General features: G+C 68.4%; 23 protein-coding genes and 1 tRNA gene. 11 read left to right on the top strand and 13 right to left on the bottom strand.

All coding sequences use genetic code 11. The features are described from left to right. Nucleotides 1-23 precede the first annotated feature (23 nt). From ACIRJR_RS03670 to dnaK, 4 genes are all read right to left on the bottom strand, one after another. Nucleotides 24-470: a heat shock protein transcriptional repressor HspR gene (locus ACIRJR_RS03670; RefSeq protein ID WP_403773192.1), complete on the bottom strand. Its 447-nt coding sequence runs from the start codon at nt 468-470 to the stop codon at nt 24-26. 1 nt (nt 471) lies between these two features. Continuing rightward, the gene (gene dnaJ / locus ACIRJR_RS03665) at nt 472-1,656 is read right to left on the bottom strand and encodes a molecular chaperone DnaJ (protein ID WP_403773189.1); all 1,185 of its coding nucleotides are present in this window, start codon (nt 1,654-1,656) and stop codon (nt 472-474) included. Nucleotides 1,657-1,749: 93 nt separating this feature from the next. Next, nucleotides 1,750-2,400 carry a nucleotide exchange factor GrpE gene (gene grpE / locus ACIRJR_RS03660; RefSeq protein WP_403773186.1) on the bottom strand — a complete coding sequence of 217 codons (651 nt, stop codon included), beginning with the start codon at nt 2,398-2,400 and terminating at the stop codon, nt 1,750-1,752. Next, the gene (gene dnaK, locus ACIRJR_RS03655) at nt 2,397-4,247 is read right to left on the bottom strand and encodes a molecular chaperone DnaK (RefSeq protein WP_403773183.1); all 1,851 of its coding nucleotides are present in this window, start codon (nt 4,245-4,247) and stop codon (nt 2,397-2,399) included. The genes grpE and dnaK overlap by 4 nt, the downstream gene beginning before the upstream one ends. A 306-nt stretch (nt 4,248-4,553) precedes the next feature. Here dnaK and ACIRJR_RS03650 point away from each other — a divergent pair, with 306 nt between their 5' ends. The 3 genes from ACIRJR_RS03650 to ACIRJR_RS03640 all read left to right on the top strand — a co-directional run bounded on the left by ACIRJR_RS03650 (nt 4,554) and on the right by ACIRJR_RS03640 (nt 8,702). Then, nucleotides 4,554-5,222, top strand: a complete 669-nt coding sequence (locus ACIRJR_RS03650; RefSeq protein WP_403773180.1) for a sugar transferase — start codon at nt 4,554-4,556, stop codon at nt 5,220-5,222. Between the two features lie 92 nt (nt 5,223-5,314). Then, nucleotides 5,315-7,582 (top strand): (Fe-S)-binding protein, encoded by a 2,268-nt coding sequence (locus ACIRJR_RS03645; protein ID WP_403773177.1) that lies wholly within the window; start codon nt 5,315-5,317, stop codon nt 7,580-7,582. A 193-nt stretch (nt 7,583-7,775) separates the two neighbouring features. Next, complete coding sequence (locus ACIRJR_RS03640) at nt 7,776-8,702, top strand: Yip1 family protein (RefSeq protein ID WP_403773173.1); 927 nt, start codon at nt 7,776-7,778, stop codon at nt 8,700-8,702. Between the two features lie 209 nt (nt 8,703-8,911). On the opposite strand, the gene ACIRJR_RS03635 is transcribed toward ACIRJR_RS03640, so the two are convergent. Together ACIRJR_RS03635 and dcd are read right to left on the bottom strand one after the other, a co-directional pair. Beyond that, complete coding sequence (locus ACIRJR_RS03635; protein WP_403773170.1) at nt 8,912-9,412, bottom strand: phosphoribosyltransferase; 501 nt, start codon at nt 9,410-9,412, stop codon at nt 8,912-8,914. A 6-nt stretch (nt 9,413-9,418) separates the two neighbouring features. Then, nucleotides 9,419-9,994, bottom strand: a complete 576-nt coding sequence (gene dcd / locus ACIRJR_RS03630) for a dCTP deaminase (RefSeq protein WP_099173424.1) — start codon at nt 9,992-9,994, stop codon at nt 9,419-9,421. A 465-nt stretch (nt 9,995-10,459) separates the two neighbouring features. On the opposite strand from dcd, the gene ACIRJR_RS03625 reads away from it, so the two are divergent. After that, nucleotides 10,460-10,533: transfer RNA gene (locus tag ACIRJR_RS03625), tRNA-Gly, on the top strand. 217 nt (nt 10,534-10,750) lie between these two features. On the opposite strand, the gene ACIRJR_RS03620 is transcribed toward ACIRJR_RS03625, so the two are convergent. Both ACIRJR_RS03620 and ACIRJR_RS03615 read right to left on the bottom strand, forming a co-directional pair. Beyond that, complete coding sequence (locus ACIRJR_RS03620; protein ID WP_403773166.1) at nt 10,751-11,959, bottom strand: tyrosine-type recombinase/integrase; 1,209 nt, start codon at nt 11,957-11,959, stop codon at nt 10,751-10,753. Continuing rightward, nucleotides 11,959-12,171 carry an excisionase family DNA-binding protein gene (locus tag ACIRJR_RS03615; protein ID WP_403773163.1) on the bottom strand — a complete coding sequence of 71 codons (213 nt, stop codon included), beginning with the start codon at nt 12,169-12,171 and terminating at the stop codon, nt 11,959-11,961. Before ACIRJR_RS03615 ends, ACIRJR_RS03620 begins: the two co-directional genes overlap by 1 nt. A 2,141-nt stretch (nt 12,172-14,312) precedes the next feature. Between ACIRJR_RS03615 and mobC the strand changes: the two genes are divergently transcribed. From mobC to ACIRJR_RS03585, 6 genes are all read left to right on the top strand, one after another. Continuing rightward, complete coding sequence (mobC, locus tag ACIRJR_RS03610; protein ID WP_403773160.1) at nt 14,313-14,762, top strand: plasmid mobilization relaxosome protein MobC; 450 nt, start codon at nt 14,313-14,315, stop codon at nt 14,760-14,762. Then, complete coding sequence (locus tag ACIRJR_RS03605) at nt 14,763-16,412, top strand: relaxase/mobilization nuclease domain-containing protein (RefSeq protein WP_403773156.1); 1,650 nt, start codon at nt 14,763-14,765, stop codon at nt 16,410-16,412. A 275-nt stretch (nt 16,413-16,687) separates the two neighbouring features. Beyond that, entirely contained in the window at nt 16,688-16,945 is a 258-nt protein-coding gene (locus ACIRJR_RS03600) for a hypothetical protein (protein WP_403773153.1), read from the top strand. Beyond that, nucleotides 16,945-17,487 carry a hypothetical protein gene (locus ACIRJR_RS03595; RefSeq protein ID WP_403773151.1) on the top strand — a complete coding sequence of 181 codons (543 nt, stop codon included), beginning with the start codon at nt 16,945-16,947 and terminating at the stop codon, nt 17,485-17,487. Before ACIRJR_RS03600 ends, ACIRJR_RS03595 begins: the two co-directional genes overlap by 1 nt. A 103-nt stretch (nt 17,488-17,590) precedes the next feature. After that, the gene (locus tag ACIRJR_RS03590; RefSeq protein ID WP_403773148.1) at nt 17,591-18,271 is read left to right on the top strand and encodes a helix-turn-helix domain-containing protein; all 681 of its coding nucleotides are present in this window, start codon (nt 17,591-17,593) and stop codon (nt 18,269-18,271) included. Beyond that, entirely contained in the window at nt 18,199-18,651 is a 453-nt protein-coding gene (locus tag ACIRJR_RS03585; protein ID WP_403773145.1) for an ImmA/IrrE family metallo-endopeptidase, read from the top strand. Before ACIRJR_RS03590 ends, ACIRJR_RS03585 begins: the two co-directional genes overlap by 73 nt. A gap of 165 nt (nt 18,652-18,816) precedes the next feature. Here the strand turns inward: ACIRJR_RS03585 and ACIRJR_RS03580 are convergent, their stop codons facing one another. The 5 genes from ACIRJR_RS03580 to ACIRJR_RS03560 form a co-directional block, all read right to left on the bottom strand. Further along, nucleotides 18,817-19,254 carry an NUDIX domain-containing protein gene (locus ACIRJR_RS03580; RefSeq protein ID WP_403773142.1) on the bottom strand — a complete coding sequence of 146 codons (438 nt, stop codon included), beginning with the start codon at nt 19,252-19,254 and terminating at the stop codon, nt 18,817-18,819. A 30-nt stretch (nt 19,255-19,284) separates the two neighbouring features. After that, nucleotides 19,285-20,076 (bottom strand): SDR family NAD(P)-dependent oxidoreductase, encoded by a 792-nt coding sequence (locus ACIRJR_RS03575; protein WP_403773139.1) that lies wholly within the window; start codon nt 20,074-20,076, stop codon nt 19,285-19,287. Continuing rightward, a complete protein-coding gene (locus ACIRJR_RS03570; protein ID WP_403773136.1) occupies nt 20,057-21,121 on the bottom strand; it encodes a hypothetical protein in 1,065 nt (354 codons plus the stop codon). The genes ACIRJR_RS03575 and ACIRJR_RS03570 overlap by 20 nt, the downstream gene beginning before the upstream one ends. 50 nt (nt 21,122-21,171) lie before the next feature. Continuing rightward, nucleotides 21,172-23,079, bottom strand: a complete 1,908-nt coding sequence (locus tag ACIRJR_RS03565; protein WP_403773133.1) for a nucleotidyltransferase domain-containing protein — start codon at nt 23,077-23,079, stop codon at nt 21,172-21,174. 125 nt (nt 23,080-23,204) lie between these two features. Further along, nucleotides 23,205-23,390 carry a hypothetical protein gene (locus ACIRJR_RS03560; protein WP_403773130.1) on the bottom strand — a complete coding sequence of 62 codons (186 nt, stop codon included), beginning with the start codon at nt 23,388-23,390 and terminating at the stop codon, nt 23,205-23,207. 566 nt (nt 23,391-23,956) lie between these two features. Here ACIRJR_RS03560 and ACIRJR_RS03555 point away from each other — a divergent pair. Further along, entirely contained in the window at nt 23,957-24,982 is a 1,026-nt protein-coding gene (locus tag ACIRJR_RS03555) for a tetratricopeptide repeat protein (protein ID WP_403773127.1), read from the top strand. Nucleotides 24,983-25,212: the final 230 nt, after the last annotated feature.

Raw genomic sequence — 25,212 nt, 5'->3', positions numbered from 1 at the left:
GGGGCGGGCCCTCCACCGCGGGATCAGTCCTTCGTCCTCTTCGGCCGCCAGACCACCAGCGCGCTCGTCTGCTGCACGTCCTGGTACGGCACCAGATCACGCCGGTAGGAGGCGTGCACCTGCGCCTCGCGCTGCTGCATCGCCACGGCCGCGCCGTCCACCGCCGCCGAGAGCTCGGCGACGCGCTGCTGGAGCGCCGCGACCTGGTTCTCCAGCTCGATGATGCGCTTGATGCCGGCGAGGTTGATGCCCTCGTCCTGCGACAACTGCTGCACGGTGCGCAGCAACTCGATGTCACGGGCCGAGTAGCGCCGGCCGCGCCCGGCCGTGCGGTCGGGCGAGACCAGGCCGAGCCGGTCGTACTGGCGCAGTGTCTGCGGGTGCAGGCCCGAGAGCTGGGCCGCGATCGAGATCACGTAGACCGGTGATTCGTCGGTCAGCTGGTACGGATTGCGTCGACGGCCGTCCATCTCAAGCTCCCTTCGCAGCCTGGAACAGCTCCGCCCGCGGGTCCTCCCCCGCGGTCGCCTTCCGGTAGGCCTCCAGCGCGTCCTGAGCGTCCGCGCCGAGGTCCGTGGGTACGGACACCTCGACGGTGACGAGGAGGTCGCCCCGGGTGCCGTCCTTGCGCACGGCACCCTTGCCCCGGGCCCGCATCGTACGTCCGTTGGGCGTACCGGCAGGGAGCTTCAGGGTGACCGGAGGTCCTCCGAGCGTCGGGACCTTCACCTCGCCGCCGAGCGCCGCCTCCGGGAAGGTGACGGGCACGGTGACGGTGAGGTTGTCGCCCTTGCGGCCGAAGACCGGGTGGGCGTCGACGTGGACGACGACGTACAGGTCGCCGGCCGGACCGCCGCGCTCGCCCGGACTGCCCTTGCCGCGCAGCCGGATCCGCTGGCCGTCCGACACCCCCGCGGGGATCCTGACCTGCATCGTGCGGGCCGACTTCGCCCGGCCGCTTCCCTTGCAGACGTCGCAGGGGTCCTGGGCGATGAGGCCCCGGCCCTTGCAGTCCACACAGGGGTCGGTCAGCGAGAATCCGCCGCCGGTGCCGCGCGACACCTGCCCGGTGCCCACGCAGGTCGGGCAGACCCTCGGGGTGCCGTTCTTGTCGCCGGTGCCCGAACACGCCTTGCAGGGAGCCTGGCTGGACATCCGCAGCGGGACCGTGGCCCCGTCGACCGCCTCGGTGAAGCTGAGCGTCACCTCGGACTCGATGTCCTGGCCGCGGCGCGGCTGGACACGGGTGCCACCACCGCCCCGGTTGAACAGCCCACCGAAGACGTCACCGATGCCGCCACCGCCGAACCCGCCGGCGCCGGCGGTCTGGCCGCCGCCCGGGGCACCCCCGAAGAGGTCGCCCAGGTCGAAGTTGAAGTTGCCGCCCGCGCCGCCGGGACCTGCCCGGAAGCCTCCGTTGCCGAAGAGGGCGCGCGCCTCGTCGTACTCCTTGCGCTTCTTGGGGTCACCGAGGACGTCGTTCGCCTCGGAGATCTCCTTGAAGCGGTCCTCGGCCTTGGCGTCACCCTTGTTGGCGTCCGGGTGGTACTCGCGGGCGAGCTTCCGGTACGCCTTCTTGACCTCGGCGTCGGTGGCGTCCTTGGGGACGCCGAGAACCTTGTAGTAGTCCTTCTCGACGAAGTCCTTCGTGCTCATCGACGTCCCTCCTTCCGGACGATCGGCCGTGCGGCCGGCCCTGTGGCCGGCCGCACGCCCCGTCGGTGTTCACCGCAGTGGTCGGACGGAATGTCAGACCTCTTCGGTGCCACCGCTCTCCTCGTCGTCTGCCTTCTCTTCCTTCGCCGCAGCGGGCGTGGCACCCGGCTGCGGTTCTGCCACGGCCACCCGCGCGGGGCGGATGGTGCGCTCCCCGATGCGGTACCCGGGCTGCAGGATCGCCACGCAGGTCGTCTCGGTGACGTCCGGCGCGTACGAGTGCATCAGGGCCTCGTGGATCGTCGGGTCGAAGGGCTCGCCCTCCTTGCCGAACTGGTGGAGTCCCAGCTTCGCGACGACCGTCTCCAGGGATTCGGCCACCGACTTGAAGCCGCCCACGAGCTCACCGTGCTCACGGGCCCGGCCGACGTCGTCGAGCACGGGCAGCAGCTCGGTGAGGAGGCCGGCCACGGCCACCTCCTTGACCTGCACCCGGTCGCGCTCGACGCGGCGACGGTAGTTCTGGTACTCGGCCTGGAGCCGCTGGAGGTCGGCCGTCCGCTCGTTGAGCGCGGTACGGACCTGGTCCAGCTGGGCCGTCAGGGCCGCTGTCTGCTGTACGTCCCCGGCCGGGGCCGCCGCCTCCTCCTCGGAGGGGGTGGCGGCCTTCGGCTCGACGTCGTCGGAATTGGCGCCGGAGGGGACGTCAGGCTTCTCGTCGAAGCCCGGAGTCTCCTCGGTCACGCCGCACCGCCCTTCTGGTCCTTCTCGTCGTCCACGATCTCGGCGTCGACGACGTCGTCGTCGGCCTTGGCCTGACCGTCGCCCGGCGCCTCGGCACCCGGGGCCGCACCCTCGGAGGCGTTGGCGTACATCGCCTGGCCCAGCTTCTGGGAGACGGCCGCGACCCTCTCCGTGGCGGTGCGGATCTCGGCGGTGTCCTCGCCCTTGAGCTTCTCCTTGAGCTCGGTGAGCGCGGTCTCCACCTCCGTCTTCACGTCGCCGGGGACCTTGTCCGCGTTGTCCGTGAGGAACTTCTCCGTCTGGTAGACGAGCTGCTCACCCTGGTTGCGGGACTCGGCGGCCTCGCGACGACGGTGGTCCTCGTCGGCGTACTGCTCGGCCTCTTCGCGCATCCGGTTGACCTCGTCCTTCGGCAGCGAGGAGCCACCGGTGACGGTCATCTTCTGCTCCTTGCCGGTGCCGAGGTCCTTGGCAGCGACGTGCATGATGCCGTTGGCGTCGATGTCGAAGGCGACCTCGATCTGCGGCACGCCGCGCGGGGCCGGCGGCAGACCGGTCAGCTCGAACATCCCGAGCTTCTTGTTGTACGCCGCGATCTCGCGCTCGCCCTGGTAGACCTGGATCTGCACGGACGGCTGGTTGTCCTCGGCCGTGGTGAAGATCTCGGACCGCTTGGTCGGGATCGTGGTGTTGCGCTCGATGAGCTTGGTCATGATCCCTCCCTTGGTCTCGATGCCGAGGGACAGCGGGGTCACGTCGAGGAGCAGGACGTCCTTGACCTCGCCCTTGAGGACACCGGCCTGGAGCGAGGCGCCGATCGCGACGACCTCGTCCGGGTTCACACCCTTGTTGGCGTCCTGACCACCGGTGAGCTCCTTGACGAGCTCGGCGACGGCCGGCATACGGGTCGAGCCACCGACGAGAACGACGTGGTCGATCTCCGAGAGCTGGATGCCCGCGTCCTTGATGACGTTGTGGAACGGGTTCTTGCAGCGGTCCAGGAGGTCCGCGGTCAGCTGCTGGAACTGCGAGCGCGTGAGCTTCTCGTCCAGGTGCAGCGGGCCCTCGGCGGACGCCGTGATGTAGGGCAGGTTGATCGTGGTCTCGGTCGAGGACGAGAGCTCGATCTTGGCCTTCTCCGCGGCCTCGCGGAGACGCTGGAGAGCCATCTTGTCCTTGGACAGGTCCACGCCGTGCCCGTTGGCGAACTGCTTCACCAGGTAGTCGACGACCCGCTGGTCCCAGTCGTCACCACCGAGGTGGTTGTCACCGTTGGTGGCCTTCACCTCGACGACGCCGTCGCCGATCTCCAGGAGGGACACGTCGAAGGTGCCGCCACCGAGGTCGAAGACGAGGATCGTCTGGTCGTCCTTGTCGAGGCCGTACGCCAGCGCGGCGGCGGTCGGCTCGTTGACGATACGCAGGACGTTCAGGCCCGCGATCTCGCCGGCCTCCTTCGTCGCCTGGCGCTCCGAGTCGTTGAAGTACGCCGGGACGGTGATCACCGCGTCGGTGACCTTCTCGCCCAGGTAGGACTCGGCGTCGCGCTTCAGCTTCTGCAGGATGAAGGCACTCATCTGCTGCGGGTTGAAGTTCTTGCCGTCGAGCTCGATCTTCCAGTCCGTGCCCATGTGGCGCTTGACCGAACGGATCGTCCTGTCGACGTTGGTGACCGCCTGGCGCTTGGCGACCTCGCCGACAAGAACCTCACCGTTCTTCGCGAAGGCGACGACGGACGGCGTGGTCCTGGCGCCTTCGGCGTTGGTGATGACGGTGGGCTCGCCGCCTTCGAGAACGCTGACGACGGAGTTAGTCGTGCCCAGGTCGATGCCGACCGCACGTGCCATTTCAATTCCTCCAACTGACTACTTGAGTGGATCTGACTCAAGGATGCATGACACCAACCCCGGAGTCAAAGGACCTGAGCCACTTACGCTCAACTTATGTGCTCGCAACAGGTTTGACCTGCGATTTCATCGCAGACGAAGGCCGAGAGATCCCCATCGGGGCGCTCCCGGAGCAGCCCCCGTCCGCGACACCCGGCATGCGCTCCAGGTCACACACACCCCACCCACCATCGCACCGTGGGATCGTTCTGTCATAAAAGGCGCGTAGACGGTCATAACGTCACTCATCGAACCCGGGCAGGTGCAATGCGGTACGCGAGGCAGACTGCGGCGCGAAGGGCACGGCGCCCCGCCGCGCAGATGGCGGCCAGGGCGGCGGCGGCTTCCGAGCACGTCGCCCGGGCACTGGCTGCCGTGACCGCGAAGCGGACCCTGGACCTGGTGCTCGGCTCGGCACTCCTGCTTCTGACGGCCCCCGCACTGGCCCTCGCGGCACTGGCCCTCACCCTCCGCCTGCCCCGCCCCCGGGGAGGCACACTGCGGCGCGAGACCCGGATCGGGCTCGGCGGCCGCCCGTTCGAACTGCGCTCGCTGCGCACCCGGCGGTTCCGGCTCGACCTGCTGTCCCGGCTGCCCCACGTCGTACGGGGAGACCTCTCCCTGGTGGGCCCCCCGCCCCTCACCCCCGACGAGGCGGCCCTGCTCGGGCCGGCGGCCGGCCACCGGCGGCAGGCGCTGCGCCCCGGCCTGACCGGCCTGGCCCAGGTCCGCGCGCGGTCAGGGATGCCCTGGGACGAACCCGCCCTCCTCGACGCGCACTACGCAGAGCATCATGGGACGGGGCTCGACCTGGCGATCCTGGCGGAATCCGTACGCATCCCTCTGTATGCGGCGCTCCGCCGGCTACGCCTTCCGGGGAAGGCTCACCTGAGCGACACAGATCACCGCCTGCCCGGCTACAGCGTGGCGGAATAAGTGGATAGTGTCAGCACAGACTGATTAAGTTACTGCTTAGTAATCACTTGTACGCGCTGGATCCCACCCTCGCAGGCCCGAGGAGCCCCCAAATGCAACTCGCCGCGATCATCGTGTCGCTGGTTCTGATCGTGGTCGGCGTGGCACTTTTCGCCCGCGCCCTCCTGCAGATCTACACCTTCATGCGGCTCGGCCAGAACGTGCCCGCGGGCACCCGCACCGATGAACCCGTGCAGCGCACCGTCACCGTGGCCAAGGAGTTCCTCGGCCATACCCGGATGAACCGCTGGGGCATCGTCGGTGTCGCGCACTGGTTCGTGGCGGTGGGCTTCTTCTCGCTGCTGCTGACCATCGTCAACGCCGTCGGCCAGCTGTTCCAGGCCGACTGGCTGCTGCCGATCGTCGGTGAGTGGGCGCCGTACAACGTCTTCGTCGAGTTCATCGGCACCATGACGGTGCTCGGCATCGCGGTCCTGATCGTGATCCGCCAGCTCAGCAGGCCGGACAAGCCGGGCCGCAAGTCCCGCTTCGCCGGCTCCAACTTCGGCCAGGCGTACTTCGTCGAGGCCGTCATCCTCATCGTCGGCGTCTGCATCTTCATGCTGCACGCCCTCGAAGGCGCCCAGCACCACGTGGACGGATACGAGGCGTCGTTCTTCATCTCGTACCCGGTGGTCTCCTGGTTCGAGGGCATGGACCTCTCCACGCTCCAGAACCTCACCTACTTCTTCGCCGGCCTGAAGATCGCGACCTCCTTCATCTGGATGATCACGGTCGCCCTGAAGACCGACATGGGCGTCGCCTGGCACCGCTTCCTCGCCTTCCCGAACATCTGGTTCAAGCGCAACGCCGACGGCGCGGTCTCGCTCGGCGCGCTGCTGCCGATGACCTCGGGCGGCAAGGAGATCGACTGGGAGGACCCGGGCGAGGACGACACCTTCGGTGTCTCCCAGGTCGAGCAGTTCTCCTGGAAGGGCATCCTCGACTTCTCGACCTGCACCGAGTGCGGTCGCTGCCAGTCGCAGTGCCCCGCCTGGAACACCGGCAAGCCGCTCTCGCCCAAGCTCCTGATCATGTCCCTGCGCGACCACGCGCACGCCAAGGCCCCGTACCTGCTGGCCGGCGGCGGCAAGGACATGGAAGGCAACGAGAAGGCCACCGAGGAACAGCTCAAGGACGTCCCCGCGGCGGCCCTCGCGGAGGCGGAGCGCCCCCTCATCGGCACCGCCGAGGAGAACGGCGTCATCGACCCGGACGTGCTGTGGTCGTGCACCACCTGCGGCGCCTGCGTCGAGCAGTGCCCGGTCGACATCGAGCACATCGACCACATCGTCGACATGCGCCGCTACCAGGTGATGATCGAGTCCGCGTTCCCGTCCGAGGCGGGCACGATGCTCAAGAACCTGGAGAAGAAGGGCAACCCCTGGGGGCTCGCCAAGAAGCAGCGCGTCGAGTGGACCAAGGAGGTCGACTTCGAGGTCCCGATCGTCGGCAAGGACGTCGAGGACCTCAGCGAGATCGACTACCTGTACTGGGTCGGCTGCGCGGGCGCCCTCGAGGACCGCGCCAAGAAGACGACGAAGGCCTTCGCGGAGCTCCTCCACATCGCGGGCGTCAAGTTCGCGATCATGGGCGGCGACGAGAAGTGCACCGGTGACTCCGCCCGCCGCCTCGGCAACGAGCCGCTGTTCCAGCAGCTCGGCCAGGAGAACGTCGCGATGCTGAACATGGCCTTCGGCGAGGACGACGAGGACGACTCGACCAAGAAGTCGAAGGCGTCGAAGAAGATCGTCGCGACCTGCCCGCACTGCTTCAACACCATCGCCAACGAGTACCCGCAGCTCGGCGGCGAGTACGAGGTCATCCACCACACCCAGCTGCTCCAGCACCTGGTGGACGAGGGCAAGCTGATCCCCGTCACGCCGGTCGAGGGTCTGATCACGTACCACGACCCCTGCTACCTGGGCCGCCACAACAAGATCTACACGCCCCCGCGCGAGATCATCGCGAAGGTGCCTGGTCTGCGGAACGAGGAGATGCACCGCCACAAGGAGCGCGGCTTCTGCTGCGGCGCCGGTGGTGCCCGGATGTGGATGGAGGAGCGGATCGGCAAGCGCATCAACAACGAGCGTGTCGACGAGGCCCTCTCGCTCAACCCGGACATCGTCTCCACCGCCTGCCCGTTCTGCCTCGTCATGCTGACCGACTCGGTCAACGGCAAGAAGAACGACGGTCAGGCGAAGGAGTCGGTGCAGGTGGTCGACGTCTCGCAGCTGCTCCTGGAGTCGGTGAAGACACCCGCCGACCCCGCGGACGACGCGGAGACGGCCGACCAGCCGGAACCGGAACCCGTCAAGTAGCTGTCTCCACCCACGGAAGCGGCCGGACCTGCCTCGGGGGCAGGACCGGCCGCTTCCGTGCGTCCCGGCGGCCCGCAGGGGGTACGGCAGACCCCCCAGGGTCCCCCTAGGGGATGTCACAGCTAGGCCGCAATGGGCGCCGTGTTCCCCCGGCCCACACATCTCCCCCGCACGGACCAGGTACGTTCGATGTGTGGCTGGATTCAGGATCGGACGCGGCCGGGACAACCGCACACCGCAACAACACCCGCAGCAGCAACAGCCGTACGGCACGCAGGCGTCACCGCCGCCGTACGGCGGGCAGTCGTGGCCCCCGGCAGGAGGCAACGGCGCAGCGTACGGAGGCCCCCAGGGCGCCCCGTACGGCGGAGGGCACGGCGGCAACCGACACGGGGGTGGTAACGGGCAGACAGGCGGGCACGGCGAACCGGAGTACTTCGGCGAACCGCACCACCAGCCGTCGCAGCACGACCCGTACGCCAACGCCCCGGGGCACACCCAGGCGTTCAGCATCAACGAGGACCCGTACGGCGACGGGAGCACCTACCAGGCCGGCAGCGCCCCGGCGCAGCCCTCGGGGCCGCGGCTGCGGTGGAAGCAGCTGCTGAGCGGCATCGTGATGCGCCCGGGGCCGACGTTCTGGCAGATGCGCGACTACCCCGTCTGGGGCCCCGCGATCGTCGTCACGTTCGTCTACGGCCTGCTCGCGCTCTTCGGCTTCGACCAGGCCCGCGACGAGGCCATCCACGCGGAGGTCTCCACGGCCGCCCCGTACGTGATCTTCACGGGCCTCGGCTTCGTCGTCGGTGGCCTGGTACTCGGCGCGGTCACCCACACCCTGGCCCGCCAGCTCGGCGGCACGGGATCCTGGCAGCCGACCGTCGGCCTGTCGATGCTCATCATGTCGATCACGGACGCGCCCCGGCTCGTCTTCGCCCTGTTCCTCGGCGGCGAGAACTCCCTGGTGCAGATCCTCGGCTGGATCACCTGGCTGGCCGCCGGAGCGCTGTTCACGTCGATGGTGAGCAAGTCCCACGACCTGCCGTGGCCCAAGGCCCTGGGCGCCTCGGCGATCCAGCTGGTCGCCCTGCTCTCGATCATCAAGCTCGGCACGATCTGATCCGACGCGCAGGAGGGGCCCCGCCGGTGGCGGGGCCCCTCCTGTCGTATGCCGTCCCGTACGCCGGACACCTGCCCCGCGGTTCAGGCCTGCGGCACCGCAGCGCACGGCGCACGGCGCGACCTGCCTGCCCGCCTGCCCGCCTGCCCGCCTGCCCGCCTGCCCGCCTGCCCGCCTGCCCGCCTGCCATGATGCGGGGCACCGACGTCCTACGAGTCGAGGACCTGACCCTCACGCCGCACGACGGGCTTCTCCACGCTCCACGGGAAGTTGATCCACTGATCGGTCTTCTTCCACACGTACTCGCATTTCACGAGCGAGTGCGACTTCTCGTAGATGACCGCACTGCGCACCTCGGCCACATGGTCGATGCAGAAATCGCGGACCAGCTTCAGCGTCTTCCCGGTATCGGCGACGTCATCGGCGATGAGGACCTTCTTCTGCGAGAAGTCGATGGCGTTCGGAACGGGCGCCAGCATGACCGGCATTTCCAGCGTGGTCCCGACCCCGGTGTAGAACTCGACGTTCACCAGATGAATGTTCTTGCAGTCCAGGGCATAAGCCAGACCACCGGCGACGAAGACGCCGCCCCGCGCGATGCTCAGCACGACATCCGGCTCATAGCCGTCGTCGGCGACCGCCTGCGCCAGCTCCCGTACGGCATGCCCGAAGGCCTCGTACGTCAGGTTCTCCCGAGCTTCACCAGCCATGCCGCATCACACCTGAGTCCGATGGAAATTCATGAAGGAGCGCGAGGCGGTAGGCCCACGCTGCCCCTGATAGCGCGATCCGTAACGCTCGGATCCGTAGGGGAATTCAGAGGAGGACGTCAGCCGGAACATGCACAGCTGCCCGATCTTCATTCCCGGCCAGAGCTTTATCGGAAGGGTCGCGAGGTTCGACAGCTCAAGGGTCACATGACCCGAGAATCCGGGGTCGATGAACCCGGCCGTCGAATGCGTCACCAGGCCGAGCCGCCCCAGCGAGCTCTTGCCCTCCAGCCGCGACGCCAGGTCGTCGGGGAGCGAGATGACCTCGTAGGTCGAGGCCAGGACGAACTCTCCGGGGTGGAGGATGAACGCCTCGTCACCGTCCGGCTCGACCTGGCGCGTCAGGTCCACCTGCTCGACGGCGGGATCGATATGCGGATAGCGGTGGTTCTCGAACACCCGGAAGTAGCGGTCCAGCCGCACGTCGATGCTCGAGGGCTGCACCATCGAAGCGTCGAACGGGTCAATGCGAACCCGCCCGGCGTCGATCTCGGCCCGGAGGTCCTTATCTGAGAGAAGCACGCACCGAGGATACGCAGAGCGCGCGAGCCGGCCCCAACCGGACCGCCCCGCGCGCCTGCCTCACACCTCTAGCGCTCCTCGAACACCACAGGAACCGCCTGCCGCAACCTCGCGCAGCGCGGACAGCGGATGAGCCGCCCGGGCCCGATCCGCTGGGACCCGAGCTGCTGCATCGGGAACGACGAGGTAGCAAAAACGTGCCCTTCGGCACAGCGGACGACGGTGCGCTCCATCGACTCCATCAAGTCCCTTCCCCAACCAGCCTTGGACGAGACCGCCACATTAGGGGATGAACGGGACGCCGCTCCAGGCGGCACTCCGACCACCCACGCTACGCCCTCAACTCCCCCCGCCCGCACCCGCATCCACAGTCCGGAACGACACGCGGACCCCACGGCGGACACGCCGGGGGTCTGCGATGGGGTAGAGTGTGCGACGATGCACCGCCGATCATCGGCGTGCCTCGCGGGTGTAGTTTAATGGTAGAACATGAGCTTCCCAAGCTCAGAGCGCGAGTTCGATTCTCGTCACCCGCTCCATGATGAAGGCCCTGGTCGGAGACCAGGGCCTTGTTTGTTGTCTAGACCATATTTAGGGCTCGTGCCATTCGCGTGCCATAACGACCCTTCCCATCTGCATCAATCGTGGATCTGTCATCCCTGAGGGCGAGCGCTCCACTACCGGGTCCCTCATCGTGAGATCCCCTCCAAGTGCCCTGCGTCACACGCACAGTGCGCACTGTCTGCTCCTGCGCGATCAACGCCGCGCAGCCCGCGGGGCGGATGGCCCGGGAGGACGCGGCACCAGCGGGTGAACGGTCGCGCCGCCATGCCCCGAGGCCGCAGCCGACTGCTGGCGGCGTACGTCGAGATCGATGTTGGCGGCAAGCCTGCGCTGATGCTCCTTGGTGGAGTGCTGATAGATCAGCTGTGCGCGCTCAGAGGACTGACCGGCCCGCACCATGAGGTCCTTGAGCTTGGCACCGGTGTCGGCAGCGAGCGTGTTGCCCGTATGCCGCAGGTCGTAGAAGCGGAAGCCTTCGGGCAGCCCCACCTTGTCCCGGGCCCTGCGCCACTTACGGCCGAACGTGGTGCCGCGCAGTACCGCCCCCCTCTCGCCGATGAAGACGAGCCCGTCCGGCCCCGGCTGGGCGAACCACTCCAGGTGCCGACGGACGTCCTCGTGGAGGAAGGACGGCAGCACGATCTCTCGTCGGCCCGCCCGGGACTTGGGAGCGCCGACCACGCGGTGACCTGTGTTGAGCTCCGGTGCGGCACGGCGAACCCAGAGCGTGCCGGCGTCGAGGTCCACGTCCCGCCGACGGAGCTCGGCGAGTTCCTCGGGCCGCATCGAGGCGAAGGCACCGAGCAGAACCATGAGGCGCCAGCGCAAGCCGATCACCTCTGCCGCGGCGAAGACCTGCTCGACCGCCGCCACGGGTCGCTCGTCGGCGTCCTCGCGGCCTGCCCCGCGGATACGGCAGGGGTTCTTGCGCAACATGTCGTCCTCGACTGCGGTCTCCATCACGGCTTTGAGGAGCCGGTACGTCTTGGCAACCGTGGTGGCACCGGTGGCGGACAACCGCTCCGCACGCCAGGCTCTGACCCGAGCGGAGCTGATCATGTTGACGTTCATCTCGCCGAACGTCGGCTCCAGGTGGAGCCGGAACAGCCGGCGGTACAACTCAGCAGTGGTCGGGGCGAGGCCGCGTTCAGCGATCCAGCGCGTGGTGTAGTCGGCGAACGAGACCTCGCCGGCGGTCGGGTCGAGCCAGTCACCCCGCATCTGGTCCGCTTGGACCTGGACGAGGAACGCCTCTGCATCGCGCCTGGTCTCGAAGGTTTCCGGCGCGGGCCGCAGGGTGTCATCGGCCGTGCTGGGGTAGCGGGCCTGATATCGCCCCGAGGGCAGTTGTCGTATCGCGCCGAACGTGCGGCGCGGAGCCTTCTGGCGCGGACGGGCCATCAGGCCGCAGCCCTGAACCCGGAGCGGCTAGTACGGACCGGCTCGACCGTACGCGCCTCTACGAAAGCGTCCAGCGCGGTGTCGGAGATGCGGACGTGCTTGCCGACCTTGACGTATCGGATACGGCGCTCGGATACGAGGCGGCGGATGAATCGCTCACCGACACCGAGACGTTCGGCTGCCTCGGCCACGCCGAGAAGGCGGTCAGCCATTCGAGACCGCCTCCTTCCACGTGTCGGCGGGCCATGGGGCGGTGATCACTGCGGGTCGGGGCAAGGGTGTTCCTTCTACGAGGCGGCGGGTCAACAACCGATGCGCCCATGCGGGGGCGCGCCCACTGAGGCAGACGTACGGGCGTCGCGACCGCTTCGAGCTATCGCGCTGCCCCCGCTGGGACTATTTCGGCGTCCCGTAGTGATACCTCTGCATCGCCGGTTTGGTTAACCGGCGATGTGCGTCTATGTTGCCTCGGCTCCCAGCAGGTTTCGGGAGTACCGGAGTCGGGGATCCGGCCCACATTTTGCTGACCTGAAGCCAAAGGCGAATCGGTCACAGGCACCGCCGGCATGAACTTCTTGGTGAACGGCCGATTCGGGTCTATCGTTTTCGGACCGCGTTCCACCGGCGTTCGCCGTCGGCTGCTCGCTTTGTGCGAAGTAACCCTGGACTTGCGCGAGGCGATGTGGCTTCCTTCTTGGTCCAGTCGCTGACATGAAGGCCACCCGGATCAGCTTTCGGTGCGCCAGCTCCGTCCGACGGCAGCACCGCCGTCGCGCGATTCAGCCACTGCCACCACCCCCTGCTTCGAGGAGCCGCCGAGCCATGAGCCACGATGCCCGCGTCTGGGTATGGGACCACAGCCTCAGCAAAGGCACTGCCCGTATGGTCCTCACCTTGATCGCCGATCGCTGTATCGACCACACTTGCACGGCCTACGCCTCCGTCCCCGCCCTGATGCGACGTGCGAACGCGTCGCGCAGCGCCGTTCGGGACGCACTGGACAAACTGGTCGCCAGCGGCGAGATAGTCCGCCTCGACGGACGCAAAGGGCCTCGCGGGGAAACGTATTACCGCCTCCCCGAAGCCGCCCGTTTCATGACCGAGTACGTTCGAAATCCGACCCATCAAGAGGGCCAGATTCCAACCCCCGAGGTACCGGAATCCGATACCTCCAGCAGCAATACGGACGGGCCGGAATCCGACCCCGGGGTACAGAATCCAACCCCGGGAGGTGCCGGAATCCGGTACCTCGGGGGAACGGAATCTGACCCCCAGAACAGAAGTGAACCAATAGGAACCAGTAGGTGCAGCAGCAGTGCACCCATCCCCGCCTCTCAATGGCAGATCGACGCAGGCAGCGAATCCTGGCTGCGGAGCGAGGGGCACCTCACCCGCCTCGGCGAGGAGGGCGTACGAGTGGCGGACGACAAGTGGCGGGCCTTCCGGGCCGGCGGGTCTCCACGCTCGGGTGCCGCGTGGGGTGCCGACTGGCGAGCGTGGATCACTCGCGAGCGGAGCCCCGCCCCAGTAGCGCCGCACTCAGCCGCCAGCCCCAGTGGCGGGTCAGCGAGCGCCAAAATGACCCGGCCGGAGGCGCACCTGGCAGCTCTGCTGGCGGCCCTCGATGAACCGGTCCCGGCGGTGTAGCGCCCTCGCCTACCCGGCCGGTCCGCGAGATGTGGGGACAGTGGGGACCGGTCCCCGCACAGCTCGGTCCCCTGGGGACGGTCCCCCTGACGGGCAGTCGGGGACCGGTCCCCACCAAGTCCGTCTTGTCCTCTGCCTCTTCGGGGACCGGTCCCCGAAGAGGCAGGGAAACCGCAGGTCAGTGCGGGCCCCCTGCGCCATACGGTCGGCCCCCCAGCTCACGCCTCAGAGCTCCGAGGGCGGGACAAAGCCGGCGGGGACCAGCAGCCGACGCAGTCGGTCCCCGCCGCGTGTGCAACAAGCCGTGCCCAGGTCCCTCGGACGGCATCGCGCTTCATGCCGATGACGGCCAAGACGCGCGGAGATCTCGGCAGCGACCAAATCGAGATCAATGACGTGGTCCCTGCAGCACTCTTCCCCGGTCACCCCTCACCCACGAAGGCCCTGACCGAGTCCCGGCCAGCGCAACCGTCCAGGGCCGAAGACCGGCCACCGTACGACGCCCCACTCCCACCTCGGAAAGAGACCCATGCACGGCGCGCAGCACGACCCCCCCAGCAGACCGAGACGGCAGATGAATCGCCCCCAGGCACCAGGCGGAGCAAGGTATGACGTTGGACCGTCCAAGGGCCGGTCCAACGCAGTGCCCGCCCCAGGGGTGACGGGGACACCTGGGAGCGAGGGCGCTCCCAGGACGAACGACGGCGTGGTGCGGGCCACTGAAGAGGCCGCGCTCCACCGGGTCGCCAGCCGTCGTGCGCGCCAGGGCGTCCAGCGCACCGAGCGGGTCGATGTCCGCTACAGCGCGGAGGAGAAGAGCGAGATCAAGGCCGAGGCACATCGGCTCGGGCTGGCCGGCGCTCACTTCGTCGGGGCCCTGGTCATGGCCCACCTCCACGGCGACTACGCGTTGCCCGACCGGCGCACTGCGACGGACGACTTGATCGACGAGCTGGCCGCACTGCGTACGCAGGTCGCGCGGATCGGTACGAACGTCAACCAGATCGCCCACCGCCTCAACGCTGGTGGCGATCCACACCCTGGGGACAAGACGGTGCTGGAGGAGGCCGCGCGGGTTCTCGTCCTGGCCCGCCAGGCAGCCACAATGATCGACACCGCCGCCGACGGGGCCGCCACACAGCACCGGGCAGTCTGATTGATCGCGAACATCGTCAAGCCCGGCCACAAGACCCGCGGCGTCCTTAACTACCTCTACGGACCCGGCCGTGCAAACGAGCACACCGACCCTCACCTCATCGCCTCGTGGGACGGCCTCGCCCCCGACCCCGGCCGTGACTCGGAGGCCACCCTCGCCCAACTCACCACAGCCCTCGACCTACGCGTAAAGCAGGCCAGGGACAAGGCGCCGAAGGAACATGTGTGGCACTGCTCGGTCCGGGCTGCACCCGAGGACCGGGCACTGTCGGACGAGGAGTGGGCCACCGTCGCCCGCCGCGTGCTCAACGCCGCCGGCATCGCTCCGGACGGCGACCCCGACGCCTGCCGGTGGGTCGCCGTACGCCACGCCGAAGACCACATCCACATCGTCGCCACCAAGGTCCGAGGCGACCTCCGCCCAGCACGAAACTGGAACGACTTCCTGCGCGCCGACAAGGAACTCGTCTCCATCGAGAAGGAATACGGGCTCCGCCAGGTTCCGCGCGGAGACCGCACCGCCGCCAAACGCCCCACCCGCGCTGAGCAGGAGAAGGCCCGCCGCACGGGCAATGCCCGCACCTCCCGCGAGCACCTGCGCACCATCGTCCGCACAGCAGTCTCGGCGGCCACGACCGCAGCGGAGCTCTTCCAGATCATCGAGGGGACCGGTGCCCTCGTCGACGTCCAGCACCTGCCGTCCGGCGATGTCCGCGGCTACAAGGTCGCCCTCAACGGCGACACCAACGCCCAAGGCGAGCCGGTGTGGTTCTCCGGCTCCACCCTCGCCTCCGACCTCTCCTATCCCAAGATCGCCGAACGCCTGACAGCCACCGAGACGAAACTGACGGAGCGGACTGGCACCACGGCCTGGCGGCGGTTCGCTGTCGCCATCGACCAGACACCTGACCACCTCGCCCACGACGAGGACGAGGCAGGACAGGCCCACATCACCGTCCTCGCCGAGGCCCTCGACGCACTCCCTCTGGTAGCCCCTGTCGGCCTCCGGCCACAGCTCGTACAAGCCGCCACCGTCTTCGAGCGCGCCGCCCGATCCCGTATCCGCGCCCAACACCAGCAGGCCCAGGCCACCCGCTGCGCGGTGAAGGCGGTCCTGCGCGAGCCCGCCCCACAGGACGGAGCCCTCCTCACGATCGTCCTCGACGCCCTCCTGCTCGCGGTCATCGCCGCCCAGCATTGGCATCGCACCCGGGAACACCACCAGCAGGCTGAAGCCGCCCGCCAGACCGTCACGCACCTCCGCACCGCCTACTGGGCCGCCGCCACCGAGCCCCTGACCACGCTTCGGCAGCGCGGGGAACGGCTGACTGAGACTCTGCGTCGCCGACAGGAAAGCACACTTCGCCGGGTTCTTCCCGAGCTGGCCGAACAGATTCTCGCGGAGCCCGGCTGGCCGTCTCTCGCCGCCACCCTCGCGCGGGCTGAAGCCGTCGGCCACAAGCCCACAGCTCTCCTCACCCAAGCCACCGGCCGACGGGAAACCGACACCGCCACCAGCCTCAGCGAAGTCCTCACCTGGCGTCTCCACCGCCTCACCGACCTGACCGCCGGCACCACGAGCCGCACCCCGGCATCCCCGTCGGCCGCCTACCGCCAGACCAATACCCGCCAGCAGCGCCGCACGCGCTGAACCTCACCCCCGAGGAGCCCACTCCGGCTCGCCGCCTGTGAGAGGTCTGGGCCCGAGGAACGCAGCCATCAGTCGGCAGAGGCAGGTTCCGCCACGCCTGCTCAATGGCCCAGCATCTCCTCCACGCGCCACGACCTCCTCGGGGGCACGCCAGTGACGAATAGGCAAAAGAAACGCCGAGCACCAAAGCAGTTGTGCAAAATCTCCGACATCAACTAAAGTCAAAGCCGCACTGGAATGCTTCGATGCGTAGTCCGACCCGAGGAGTCGTCCGCATGAGTATGCCTTCGTCACTGTGGACGACCGACGTGTTCGGCGAGCAAGCAGCAGATGCACGCTGCCGCGTCGGGCAGGGCCTTCGCAACATGCAGGCCAACGCACAGGCCGCGCAGGAACAAGCCGCCTCCCGCACCACCCGCGTCTACGGCACCAGCCGGTACGAGAACCAGTACGAGCGGCTTCAGGACGAACTGAAGCAGGTTAGGTCCCCGGCGCCCGCGCGGTCAAGCCATTTGGCTTCTCGTACGAGCTGATGCTCATCGGCAAGGGGCTGATCTACCCGTTCCGGTACTCCAACACCAAGTCGGACGTACGTAGCGCACGAATCCCCAGCCAGTCCCGGCTGGTACGGGAACTCTTCACGTTCGCACCGGCGCCGAAGCACACTCAGGTTCCGTTCGACCTCGACTTCGGGCCGACCGTCCCGATCGCCGAGCCGCGCGGCGCTCTGGCGACAGTCCCGGAGGGCACCCAGCTGGTTCTGGTTCCCTTCGCCTGCAACGCCTCCGAGCTCCTTGAGGCGTACTGGGGCATCGCGGCGCTCGGGATGAACCGGCAGCTGGAGTGGGCAACCGATCCGGAGCCGCTCCACCTGCCTCAGGAGGTCACCTCGTACACGCTGCGCCCGATCAGCATTCCGGGCCAGGTCACGGCACACACCGGCTTCGCCGAAGGACTCGAACCCACCCTTACGCTGTCCTCTCGTACCGCCTCGGACCAGGCCCTGCACGTACCCGTGCAGACCGAGGCAGAACCCATTGAGGACCAGAGCAACGAAGACGATGCGACCCACTAAGCAAGACCTCATTCCCGGTACGGAAGAACGAGGCGTCACGCCCCGCGCCGTCTACGACCTCTTCGACCCCACCCGGGTGACGCAAGCTCGCCGTCTGGCGGAGATGACGAAGAAGGACGTGGCGGCCGGGCTCGGGGTGACGCCTGCAGCCGTGGGGCAGTACGAGACAGGGGTGTCGAAGCCACGACCTGACTTGATCCCCCGGCTCGCAGAGGTCCTCGGGGTTCCCGTGACGTTCTTCCTGCTGGGGAGGAGGCCGGCTAATCGGCTTGACGCTTCCATGGCGCATTTCCGAAGCCTGCGCAGCACACCGAAGTCCCAGCGGGAACGTGCGCTCGCGTTCGCCGAGCAGGTCTGGGAGCTCACGTACGCGCTGGAACAGCGGGTTCAGTTGCCTCTCGTCGATCTGCCCGGCTTCGCCGGTGGGGAGGTCCATCCCGGCGAAGAGCTGTCCACCGACCCCGCTTCCGCTGCCCGTGAGCTCCGCAGGCGCTGGGGCCTCGGCGACGGCCCTGTCACGCATCTGGTGAGGCGGATGGAGTCCCACGGGATCGTGGTGGTTATGCCGCCTGCCAGCGATCCCTCTGCCGCGAGCGTGGACGCCTTCTCCACCCGCGCAGCACGGCCACTCGTCGTTCTGACCGCCGCCCGGGCCGACGACATCTATCGGCACCGGTTCACAGCTGGCCGAGCTCATGGGCAGCTAACCTCGTGCTTCACGCCGATGCCACCGGTGACAGCCGTCAGGAGAAGCAGGCTGATGCCTTCGCCGCCGAGTTCCTGACCCCCCAGGACAGCATCCTGCCATTCCTGCCGCGGCGAATGGATCTTGCACGCCTGGCCGAGCTCAGGGGGGTCTGGGGAGTCTCCCTCCATTCGCTCGTCTACCGATGCCGAGAGCTGGGGCTGATCTCCGACGCGACTGCCAGCCGGACGTACCAGCGTCTACGCGCTCTCGACGGCCAGCCGGGCTTCACCGCCGAATCCGTCTCGAACTTCCCTGGTGAACGGCCTTCGCTGCTTGGCCGGGCCTTCGAGCTGGCTGCCAGCGAAGCTGGCCTATCGATCTCCCGACTGGCTCATGAGCTGGCGTGGACAAGCGAGAGGGTGCAGAACCTGCTGGACGTTCAGGAACAGAAGCCGGTGCTCCGGCTGGTCCAGTAGCAGCGCCGCTCGGCTTGAGGAGACGCGGGCGGGGCTCGGCTCCCGTTACTACGCCCAAGACGTGCGGCATCGAGGCGCGACGTTAAGCCCGGAGCGCGTACGGACGCCATCAGGGCCGACTCATCTCAGAGTCGGCCCTGATGGCGTGCTGACGTACTCAGAGGTTCAGAGCGATGCCTCGACTCCGAGGCTTCCCGCATTGATGGCTCCCCGTAGGACGTGGGTGATCTCCTCGGGCTTGAGGTCGATACCGTCGAGCCCCTCCGTGGTCAACGGAATCTCCTCTAGCGCGTACTCGCCGCGGCCTTCGGCGCTGAACTCGGGACCGGTGCGGTCGTCGAAGGACCAGGTCGCGATGCGCGCGAGGTAGAAGAGCTGCCGCTCATCGTCGGACTCCATCGTGTGGAGGAGGCGGATGATGTCGGCCTTCCCCGCGATCTCCTCGTGGATCTCCCGATGGAGGGCCGCCTCCCGGGACTCGTCGCTGGGTTCGACGCCGCCGCCGGGCAGGACCCAGTATTCGGGGATGCCGGGCCGGGTACGGCGGAGGACCAGCATCGTGTCGTCTGCGGTGACGAGGACGGCGCGGACTCGTTCCATCATTTCGGTTTGTCTCCTTGCTTGTTGGTGGTCTCAGTGCAGCAGCCAGCCGCCGTCGACGTGGACGGACTGCCCCGTGATGAACGAGGCGGAGGGGCCCACGAGAAACGCCACCAGGGCCGCGACATCCTCAGGCCGGCCACGGCGCGGGACACACTGGCGCTTGATTTGGTCTTCCGGCCGCGCGCGGTGCTGGGCGGGGAGGGTGTTCTCGGCCTCGACCTGGATGGCCCCGGGCATGACGGTGTTGACGCAGATTCCGTACGGGCCCAGTTCGCGGGCGAGAGAGCGGGTAAGTCCCAGCAGCCCGGCCTTCGCGGTGCTGTACGCGACGAGGTTCGTCCGGCCGGCGCGGGCGTTGACACTGCCGATGTTCACGATCCGGCCCCAGCGGCGCTCGATCATGCCGGGGGTGAGCACGTGGCAGGTGCGGTAGTGAGCGGTGAGGTTCACGTCGAGGGAGTAGTTCCAAGCGGTCTCGTCGGTGTCATGCCAGGCGACGCGGGGGTAGGAACCAGCTTTGTTCACCAGGATGTCGACGGGTCCGATCTCGGCGCGGACGAGGCCGGCCATGGTCTGGACGCTGCCTGGATCAGTCAGGTCGGCGCTCACCGCGATCCCAGGGCTGCCCGCGCGCTCGAAGTCGGAGAGGAGGGCGTGGGCGTCGGGGTCCTGGCCGAGGTGGTTGACCGCCACGGTTGCTCCGGCGGTGGCGAGCGCCCGTCCGATCTGGGCCCCGATGCCGGTGGCCCCGCCGGTGACCAGGGCGATGCGGCCCTGGAGCGGCCGGGTCTGGAGAGGAGTCTCAAGCAGGGGCAGGGACATTGCTGCTCCGTTCGCCGGGGTGGAGGTGCGGGGCCGGTGCGGTGGTGAAGAAGGTGTCGAGCGTCGTGTGCGGGTCCTGGCTCTCGGCGAGTTTGATCAGGACGAGAAGAAGGTCGTGCCCGGTCAGCCGGGAGGGCGGGATGACTCCGAGAACGCGCAGGGCGAGAAAGGCACGGATCTCCTCCAGGCCGCTGCCGTTCTCCATGCGAAGGTCGTCCAGGACACGGGTGATGGCCGCAGCGCGGCCGGGGCCGGTGTTCCAGGAGTATCGGACATCGATGTGCCGACTGGGCCGGTGCAGTTCCAGGTGCTCGATACGCGGGCGGGTCAGGGGCGGCAGGGCGAGGCGGAGGGTGCGGGCGTACACATCGGGCTGGTAGCAGGGAACGAGCCAGCCGCCCAGGGCCATCAGGTACCAGAGCAGGTTGGCGGCCTCGCCCGCGATGGTGTTGCGCCCGGCGAACTCAAAGTCGAGCCAGCACAGCGGGTCGGCGATGTTGGGCTCCGTGGGATCGCCCTGCGTGAGGACGGCGAGCCTGCGGCGATCGGGAGCCAGGACAAGGCGGACGTTGTCGATGGTGTCGGCGACGTTCAACGTCAGCGGTATGCCGTTGGCAGTGAGGGTGAAGCCAGCCAGTTCCCGGAGGCTGAGGGTCGTAGTGGTGTGGGGCAGGGCAAGTGACAGGTCACGACGCAGATACCAGCGGTCGAGTCGGCTACCGGGGCGAATGCGTTCGAGGTAGAGGTCCGGGACGCACTCGACCAGCGGCACGCTCCTCCCGGTTTCCTCAGCCGCCGCTCGCAGGTCGGCGCAGACCCCGTCCACGAGGCGGGCCAGACGTGGCTGGACGGCCGAATCCCGGTCGGCGAGGGCGATCACATCGCCCATCAACAGTTCGCACCGGCCGTTGGCGAAAACGTCCTCGTAGGCAAGGAGTTGTCTGTCCGGTAACACGATCTGCCCGTGAAGGGCCGGAACCGCGATGCGGGAGGAGAGCTGTGCCCATCCCTTCGCCTCGACTTCGGCCCGCTCCCGGTTCGCCACTGGCTTATGGAAGACACCCGTTGCTGCCATGGGCCGTCGGACGTTCGCGCTCACCGCGTCTCCCCGGGGAGGGTGTCCAGCCAAGCCTGGAGAACGAGGAGTGCGAGCGCTTCGGCAGCGAGCGGCTCGGTGCGAGCGGTGGTGATCAGGCTCGTGTCCTGCCGCGTGGCGTTAAGGAGGACGGTGAGGGCGTCGCTGTCGGAGGGGCACTCGATCCCACCGAAACGGAGCTGAATCTTCGCGAGCAGCGCAGTGACCTTGTAGAGGGCGCGGAGGTCGGGGCTTCCCTTGAGGAACTGGCGGCGGATCTCGATGGCGGCCTGGATGCCGTCTCGCAGGCTTACAGCCACGTCGGTGGCCGCATCCGGAGCGGGCAGAGCCAGGCCAGGGGTGGACCACAAGGGGACCAGCGACCCGCTGCCGATGAGAGCGAGGACGTGAAGCAGTCGGGAGGTGATTGCGCCGGCCTCGCACTCGGCACGGGTCAGTACGGTCATGCCCAGCTTGACCCCGCCGAGCTCGGTCTCCAGATCCGCGAGGATCTGGCGCATCTCGTCGAGGGAGGAGGTGTCGGCCACGACCAGGACGTCGAGGTCGCTCCAGCCGTGCTGGTACTTGCCACGGGCTCCGCTTCCGGTGACGGCGAGCAGGTCGATCAGCGGGCGCAGGCCGGTGGTCCGGTCAAGGAATTCCGCCAGATAGGACTCCAGGTGCACGGGGAGTCCAAGTGCGTTGACCGGCATGGTGGAGGGCTGGTGCTCTGGCCAGCGGCGGTTGAGCGCGATGCGGTCCAGCCGCCGCTCCAGCTCCAGGCGCGGCCCGTCGTTGCCGATGACCTCGTGGGCGATGGAGACGATCTTGTCCGCGCCTCGTGCGCTCTTGACGAGGTCTCGGTCGGCTACGTCCTGGGCCCCGGCGGTGCCCCGCCGGGTGCGCGTGGCCTCGGAGGCGTCCAGGTAGGCGATGGTGAGGTGAGGTCCGAGCATCCGGGCGAGTTCGGTGGTCGAGTCGAAGTCGTGCAGCGACTCGATGCTGACGGAGTCGAGGAAATGGTGGGCCTGGCAGAAGCGGTCCAGCGCGTCCACGATCAGCTCGGCCTGCACGACCGATCCCAGCCGGTACGGGTCGTGAATCCCCGCCCGCCCGGCCGCGTCCTCAATGAGGTACCCGATCTTGAGGCGGGCGTGGCCGTGCTGTGTGCGCAGGTACTCGCCGGCCGTGCTCTTGCCGCTCTCCGACATGCCGCCCAGCGCGGTGACGTGCACTCCTGCCAGAGCCCTGCCGGGCACGTCCGGGTGCAGGGGCGCCAGGCGCCGGCGCACCTCGTCCTGGATGGCGACGGTCGGCCGATTGCTGATGCGGATCGCCATCGGGAAGCGTCCCTCGACGACGAGGCGGTGGATCTGCTCATGGAGGTGACGTTGGTACGCCGCGTAAATGTCGGTGACGGTCACCTCGTGAGCCAGGCTCCGGCGGGTACCTTCCTCCGGGTCGTCGCAGTGCAGGAGGACGAGGGCGTGCTCGCTCTCCTCAGCGGCTCGCAGGTCGGTCTCGTACGGCGCAAGCAGGAGTCGGGCTCGGTCTGCGGCCTGCGCGGCGTCCAGGTCGTCTCGTACAGCGACCGTCGCGGCGACGGAAGCCTCCAGCATCGGGATGCCCCGGTCCAGCAGGCGCACCGGCGCGGAGAAGGGGTGCCGGGAGCGTTCCAGGTAGGAGGTGGCGAGGACGTCGGCGACCTCCTCGACCGAGCCGGTCTCGAACCACCAGCGGGCCATGCCGTCGGCCTTGATGGCGGTCCAGCGGGGGTCGTAGTGGTCGAGCGGGCCTGCTGAGGTCGCGGCCGGGCCCATGCGCCGGGCAAGAATACCGATCTGTTTGGTCTTCCCCGTGTTGTCGGGGCCGCTGAACGCGACCGACACGGGGAGGGGATACGTGTCGCTGTTGTGCGGACTGGACATCGGCTTCCCTTTACTGATGATGCGGAGCGGGTACGCCTGCAGGGCGCCGTGAGCACCCTGCGGCCAGAACTCAATGGGGCTCGGACCTCGCGCCCCGGTCGAAAGGCAAGGACGGGCCGGAGCGCCTACACGGGGCCGCCGGCCAACGGAACGTCCTCGCCGCTGAGCGGCGGCTGCGCCAACGGGATCTGCGCGGAAGAATGCTCGGTGTGGGCCAGAAGTCCGACCATGGCGAGCCCTGCAGCCGTGCCTAGCGCCCACACCCAGCTCAGTGCAGTCTCCAGCGGGTCGGGTACGCGGGAACGGCTCATCGGACCGCCTCTCGGAGGGCGGAGCCTTGTGCCGCACTGGGCCGGGGCGAGAGCGGAATCGTGCGGGTCCGTGCATTGTCAGGGGGCATCGCCACCGTCGGTTCCTCTCAACGTGTCCGAGCAGGCGCCAACAGGCCCTGAACAGGGCCTATTCGAGCCATTCGGAGATCTGCGGAGTGATGTTCAGTGAACGACGGGCCGCACTACCGGGACAGGGCCCAGGATGTAGTCCTGCGTAATCCCGCGTAATCCAGGTGGGGAGGGGTGACGGGGTGCCGAAGAACCCGGCCGTCGCGGAACTGATCAAGCGGGCCTGCCAAGAACGCGGCTGGGGACCCTCGGAGTTGGCGCGTGCCCTCGGCCTCGCGGAATGCGGTGACCCGCGCCGCCTGCAGCGTCAGCACGCCAGGCGGTGGATAGAAGGCGAACGAACTCCCGGCCACTGGTGGCCCTACATCGCACAGGTGCTGACACTGGATCCCGAGGCGATCAACCTCCCGGAGCCCACGCCTGCGGCACCCCACACAGATACCGTTGCATCAGTCCTGCACCTGGGAAGGAGCGACGTGGAACGCCGGGAGTTCATCCTCGCCTCCAGCGGATACGCGCTGTCCGCACTCGGCCTGCCCGACATGGACAGCATCACCCGCCGAACCAAGACCGCTCTTCCCGGAGCCATCCGCGTCGGCCAGGGCGAGGTGGCCGCCGTGCGGCATATGGTCAAAGCCCTCGGCGACTCCGCCTCCGAACTCGGTGGCGGGCACGCCCGCCACCTGGCCGTCCGCTACCTCACCCAAGACGTCGCCCCCTGGCTGGAGGGCCACTTCACCGAAGCCACCGGCCGCGAGCTGTTCGCCGCCACCTCCCAGCTCGTCCACCTCGCCGGTTGGATGGCCCAGGACGAAGGCGACACCCCCGAACTACGCGGCCTCGCCCAGCGCTACTACGCCCACTCCTTCCGCCTGGCGGCCGAGGCCGGCGATCCGGAGCTGTCAGCGACGGCTCTCCGCGGCCTAGCCGTGCAGTGCGTCGACCTCGGCTACCGCGCCGAAGCCGTCCAGCTCGGCGAAGCCTGCGTGGAGTACGGTCACCGCCTCGACAACCCGCGGGCCGTCGCCTACTACGAGGCCACCCTCGCCAACGCCGCCGCCCAGGACGACGACCGCCGCATGGCGACCAAGCACCTCGCCCTGTCCGAAACCGCCATCGGCAAGCCGACCGCCGCAGCTGGCGACTCCTGGGCCGCCCACTACTCTCCCGGCCGCTGGGCCCACGAATCCGGCATGATCCTCTCCCGCCTCGGTGACCTCGACGCCGCCGAAGAACACCTCCACCTCGCCCTGGACATCCACGGTCTCGACCGCCGACGCACCCGCGCCATCGTCCTCGCCGACCTCGGCGGCGTCCGCCTCCGCCAAGGCGACATCGACGGCGCCATGGCCACTTGGAGCGACTTCCTCGACTGTGCGGACGGCATCCGCTCGGTGAAGGTCCAGGCCGCCCTTCAGGACATGCGCGTCCGCCTTCGGCGGTACGGCGGCGTCCCGGAGGCACAGGAGCTCCGCGAGGGGGCGGCCCGCATCACGGGCTAAGAGGTTGTCCCTTGACTGCCCGCCGAGCCGCAGCAGGGTGCCGTGCGGCCCTTGCCTATCGACGAGGGCAGGGGGTTGTACACGCGGGCGATGCCGAGCATCGCGGGGTCGACACCTTCTCCCTTGAGGCGGGCAGTCGCAGAGGATCTTCCAGGACGCGCTCCGCCTTGACGCCCTGAACCACGCCCGCTCCACGGCGTGTGGGCCGGAGGCGGATGGGATGGGAGCTC

The sequence above is a fragment of the Streptomyces sp. NPDC102402 genome (assembly GCF_044765765.1).
Classification (GTDB): domain Bacteria; phylum Actinomycetota; class Actinomycetes; order Streptomycetales; family Streptomycetaceae; genus Streptomyces.
This window is presented reverse-complemented; position numbering and strand designations above follow the sequence as displayed.

What these genes read in the sequence shown, in the direction of transcription:
- ACIRJR_RS03670 (WP_403773192.1), bottom strand. Translation starts at nt 470, where the DNA reads ATGGACGGCCGTCGACGCAATCCGTACCAGCTGACCGACGAATCACCG.
- dnaJ (WP_403773189.1), bottom strand. Translation starts at nt 1,656, where the DNA reads ATGAGCACGAAGGACTTCGTCGAGAAGGACTACTACAAGGTTCTCGGC.
- dnaK (WP_403773183.1), bottom strand. Translation starts at nt 4,247, where the DNA reads ATGGCACGTGCGGTCGGCATCGACCTGGGCACGACTAACTCCGTCGTC.
- ACIRJR_RS03650 (WP_403773180.1), top strand. Translation starts at nt 4,554, where the DNA reads ATGCGGTACGCGAGGCAGACTGCGGCGCGAAGGGCACGGCGCCCCGCC.
- ACIRJR_RS03645 (WP_403773177.1), top strand. Translation starts at nt 5,315, where the DNA reads ATGCAACTCGCCGCGATCATCGTGTCGCTGGTTCTGATCGTGGTCGGC.
- ACIRJR_RS03635 (WP_403773170.1), bottom strand. Translation starts at nt 9,412, where the DNA reads ATGGCTGGTGAAGCTCGGGAGAACCTGACGTACGAGGCCTTCGGGCAT.
- ACIRJR_RS03620 (WP_403773166.1), bottom strand. Translation starts at nt 11,959, where the DNA reads ATGGCCCGTCCGCGCCAGAAGGCTCCGCGCCGCACGTTCGGCGCGATA.
- ACIRJR_RS03615 (WP_403773163.1), bottom strand. Translation starts at nt 12,171, where the DNA reads ATGGCTGACCGCCTTCTCGGCGTGGCCGAGGCAGCCGAACGTCTCGGT.
- ACIRJR_RS03600 (WP_403773153.1), top strand. Translation starts at nt 16,688, where the DNA reads ATGAGTATGCCTTCGTCACTGTGGACGACCGACGTGTTCGGCGAGCAA.
- ACIRJR_RS03595 (WP_403773151.1), top strand. Translation starts at nt 16,945, where the DNA reads ATGCTCATCGGCAAGGGGCTGATCTACCCGTTCCGGTACTCCAACACC.
- ACIRJR_RS03590 (WP_403773148.1), top strand. Translation starts at nt 17,591, where the DNA reads ATGACGAAGAAGGACGTGGCGGCCGGGCTCGGGGTGACGCCTGCAGCC.
- ACIRJR_RS03580 (WP_403773142.1), bottom strand. Translation starts at nt 19,254, where the DNA reads ATGATGGAACGAGTCCGCGCCGTCCTCGTCACCGCAGACGACACGATG.
- ACIRJR_RS03575 (WP_403773139.1), bottom strand. Translation starts at nt 20,076, where the DNA reads ATGTCCCTGCCCCTGCTTGAGACTCCTCTCCAGACCCGGCCGCTCCAG.
- ACIRJR_RS03565 (WP_403773133.1), bottom strand. Translation starts at nt 23,079, where the DNA reads ATGTCCAGTCCGCACAACAGCGACACGTATCCCCTCCCCGTGTCGGTC.
- ACIRJR_RS03560 (WP_403773130.1), bottom strand. Translation starts at nt 23,390, where the DNA reads ATGAGCCGTTCCCGCGTACCCGACCCGCTGGAGACTGCACTGAGCTGG.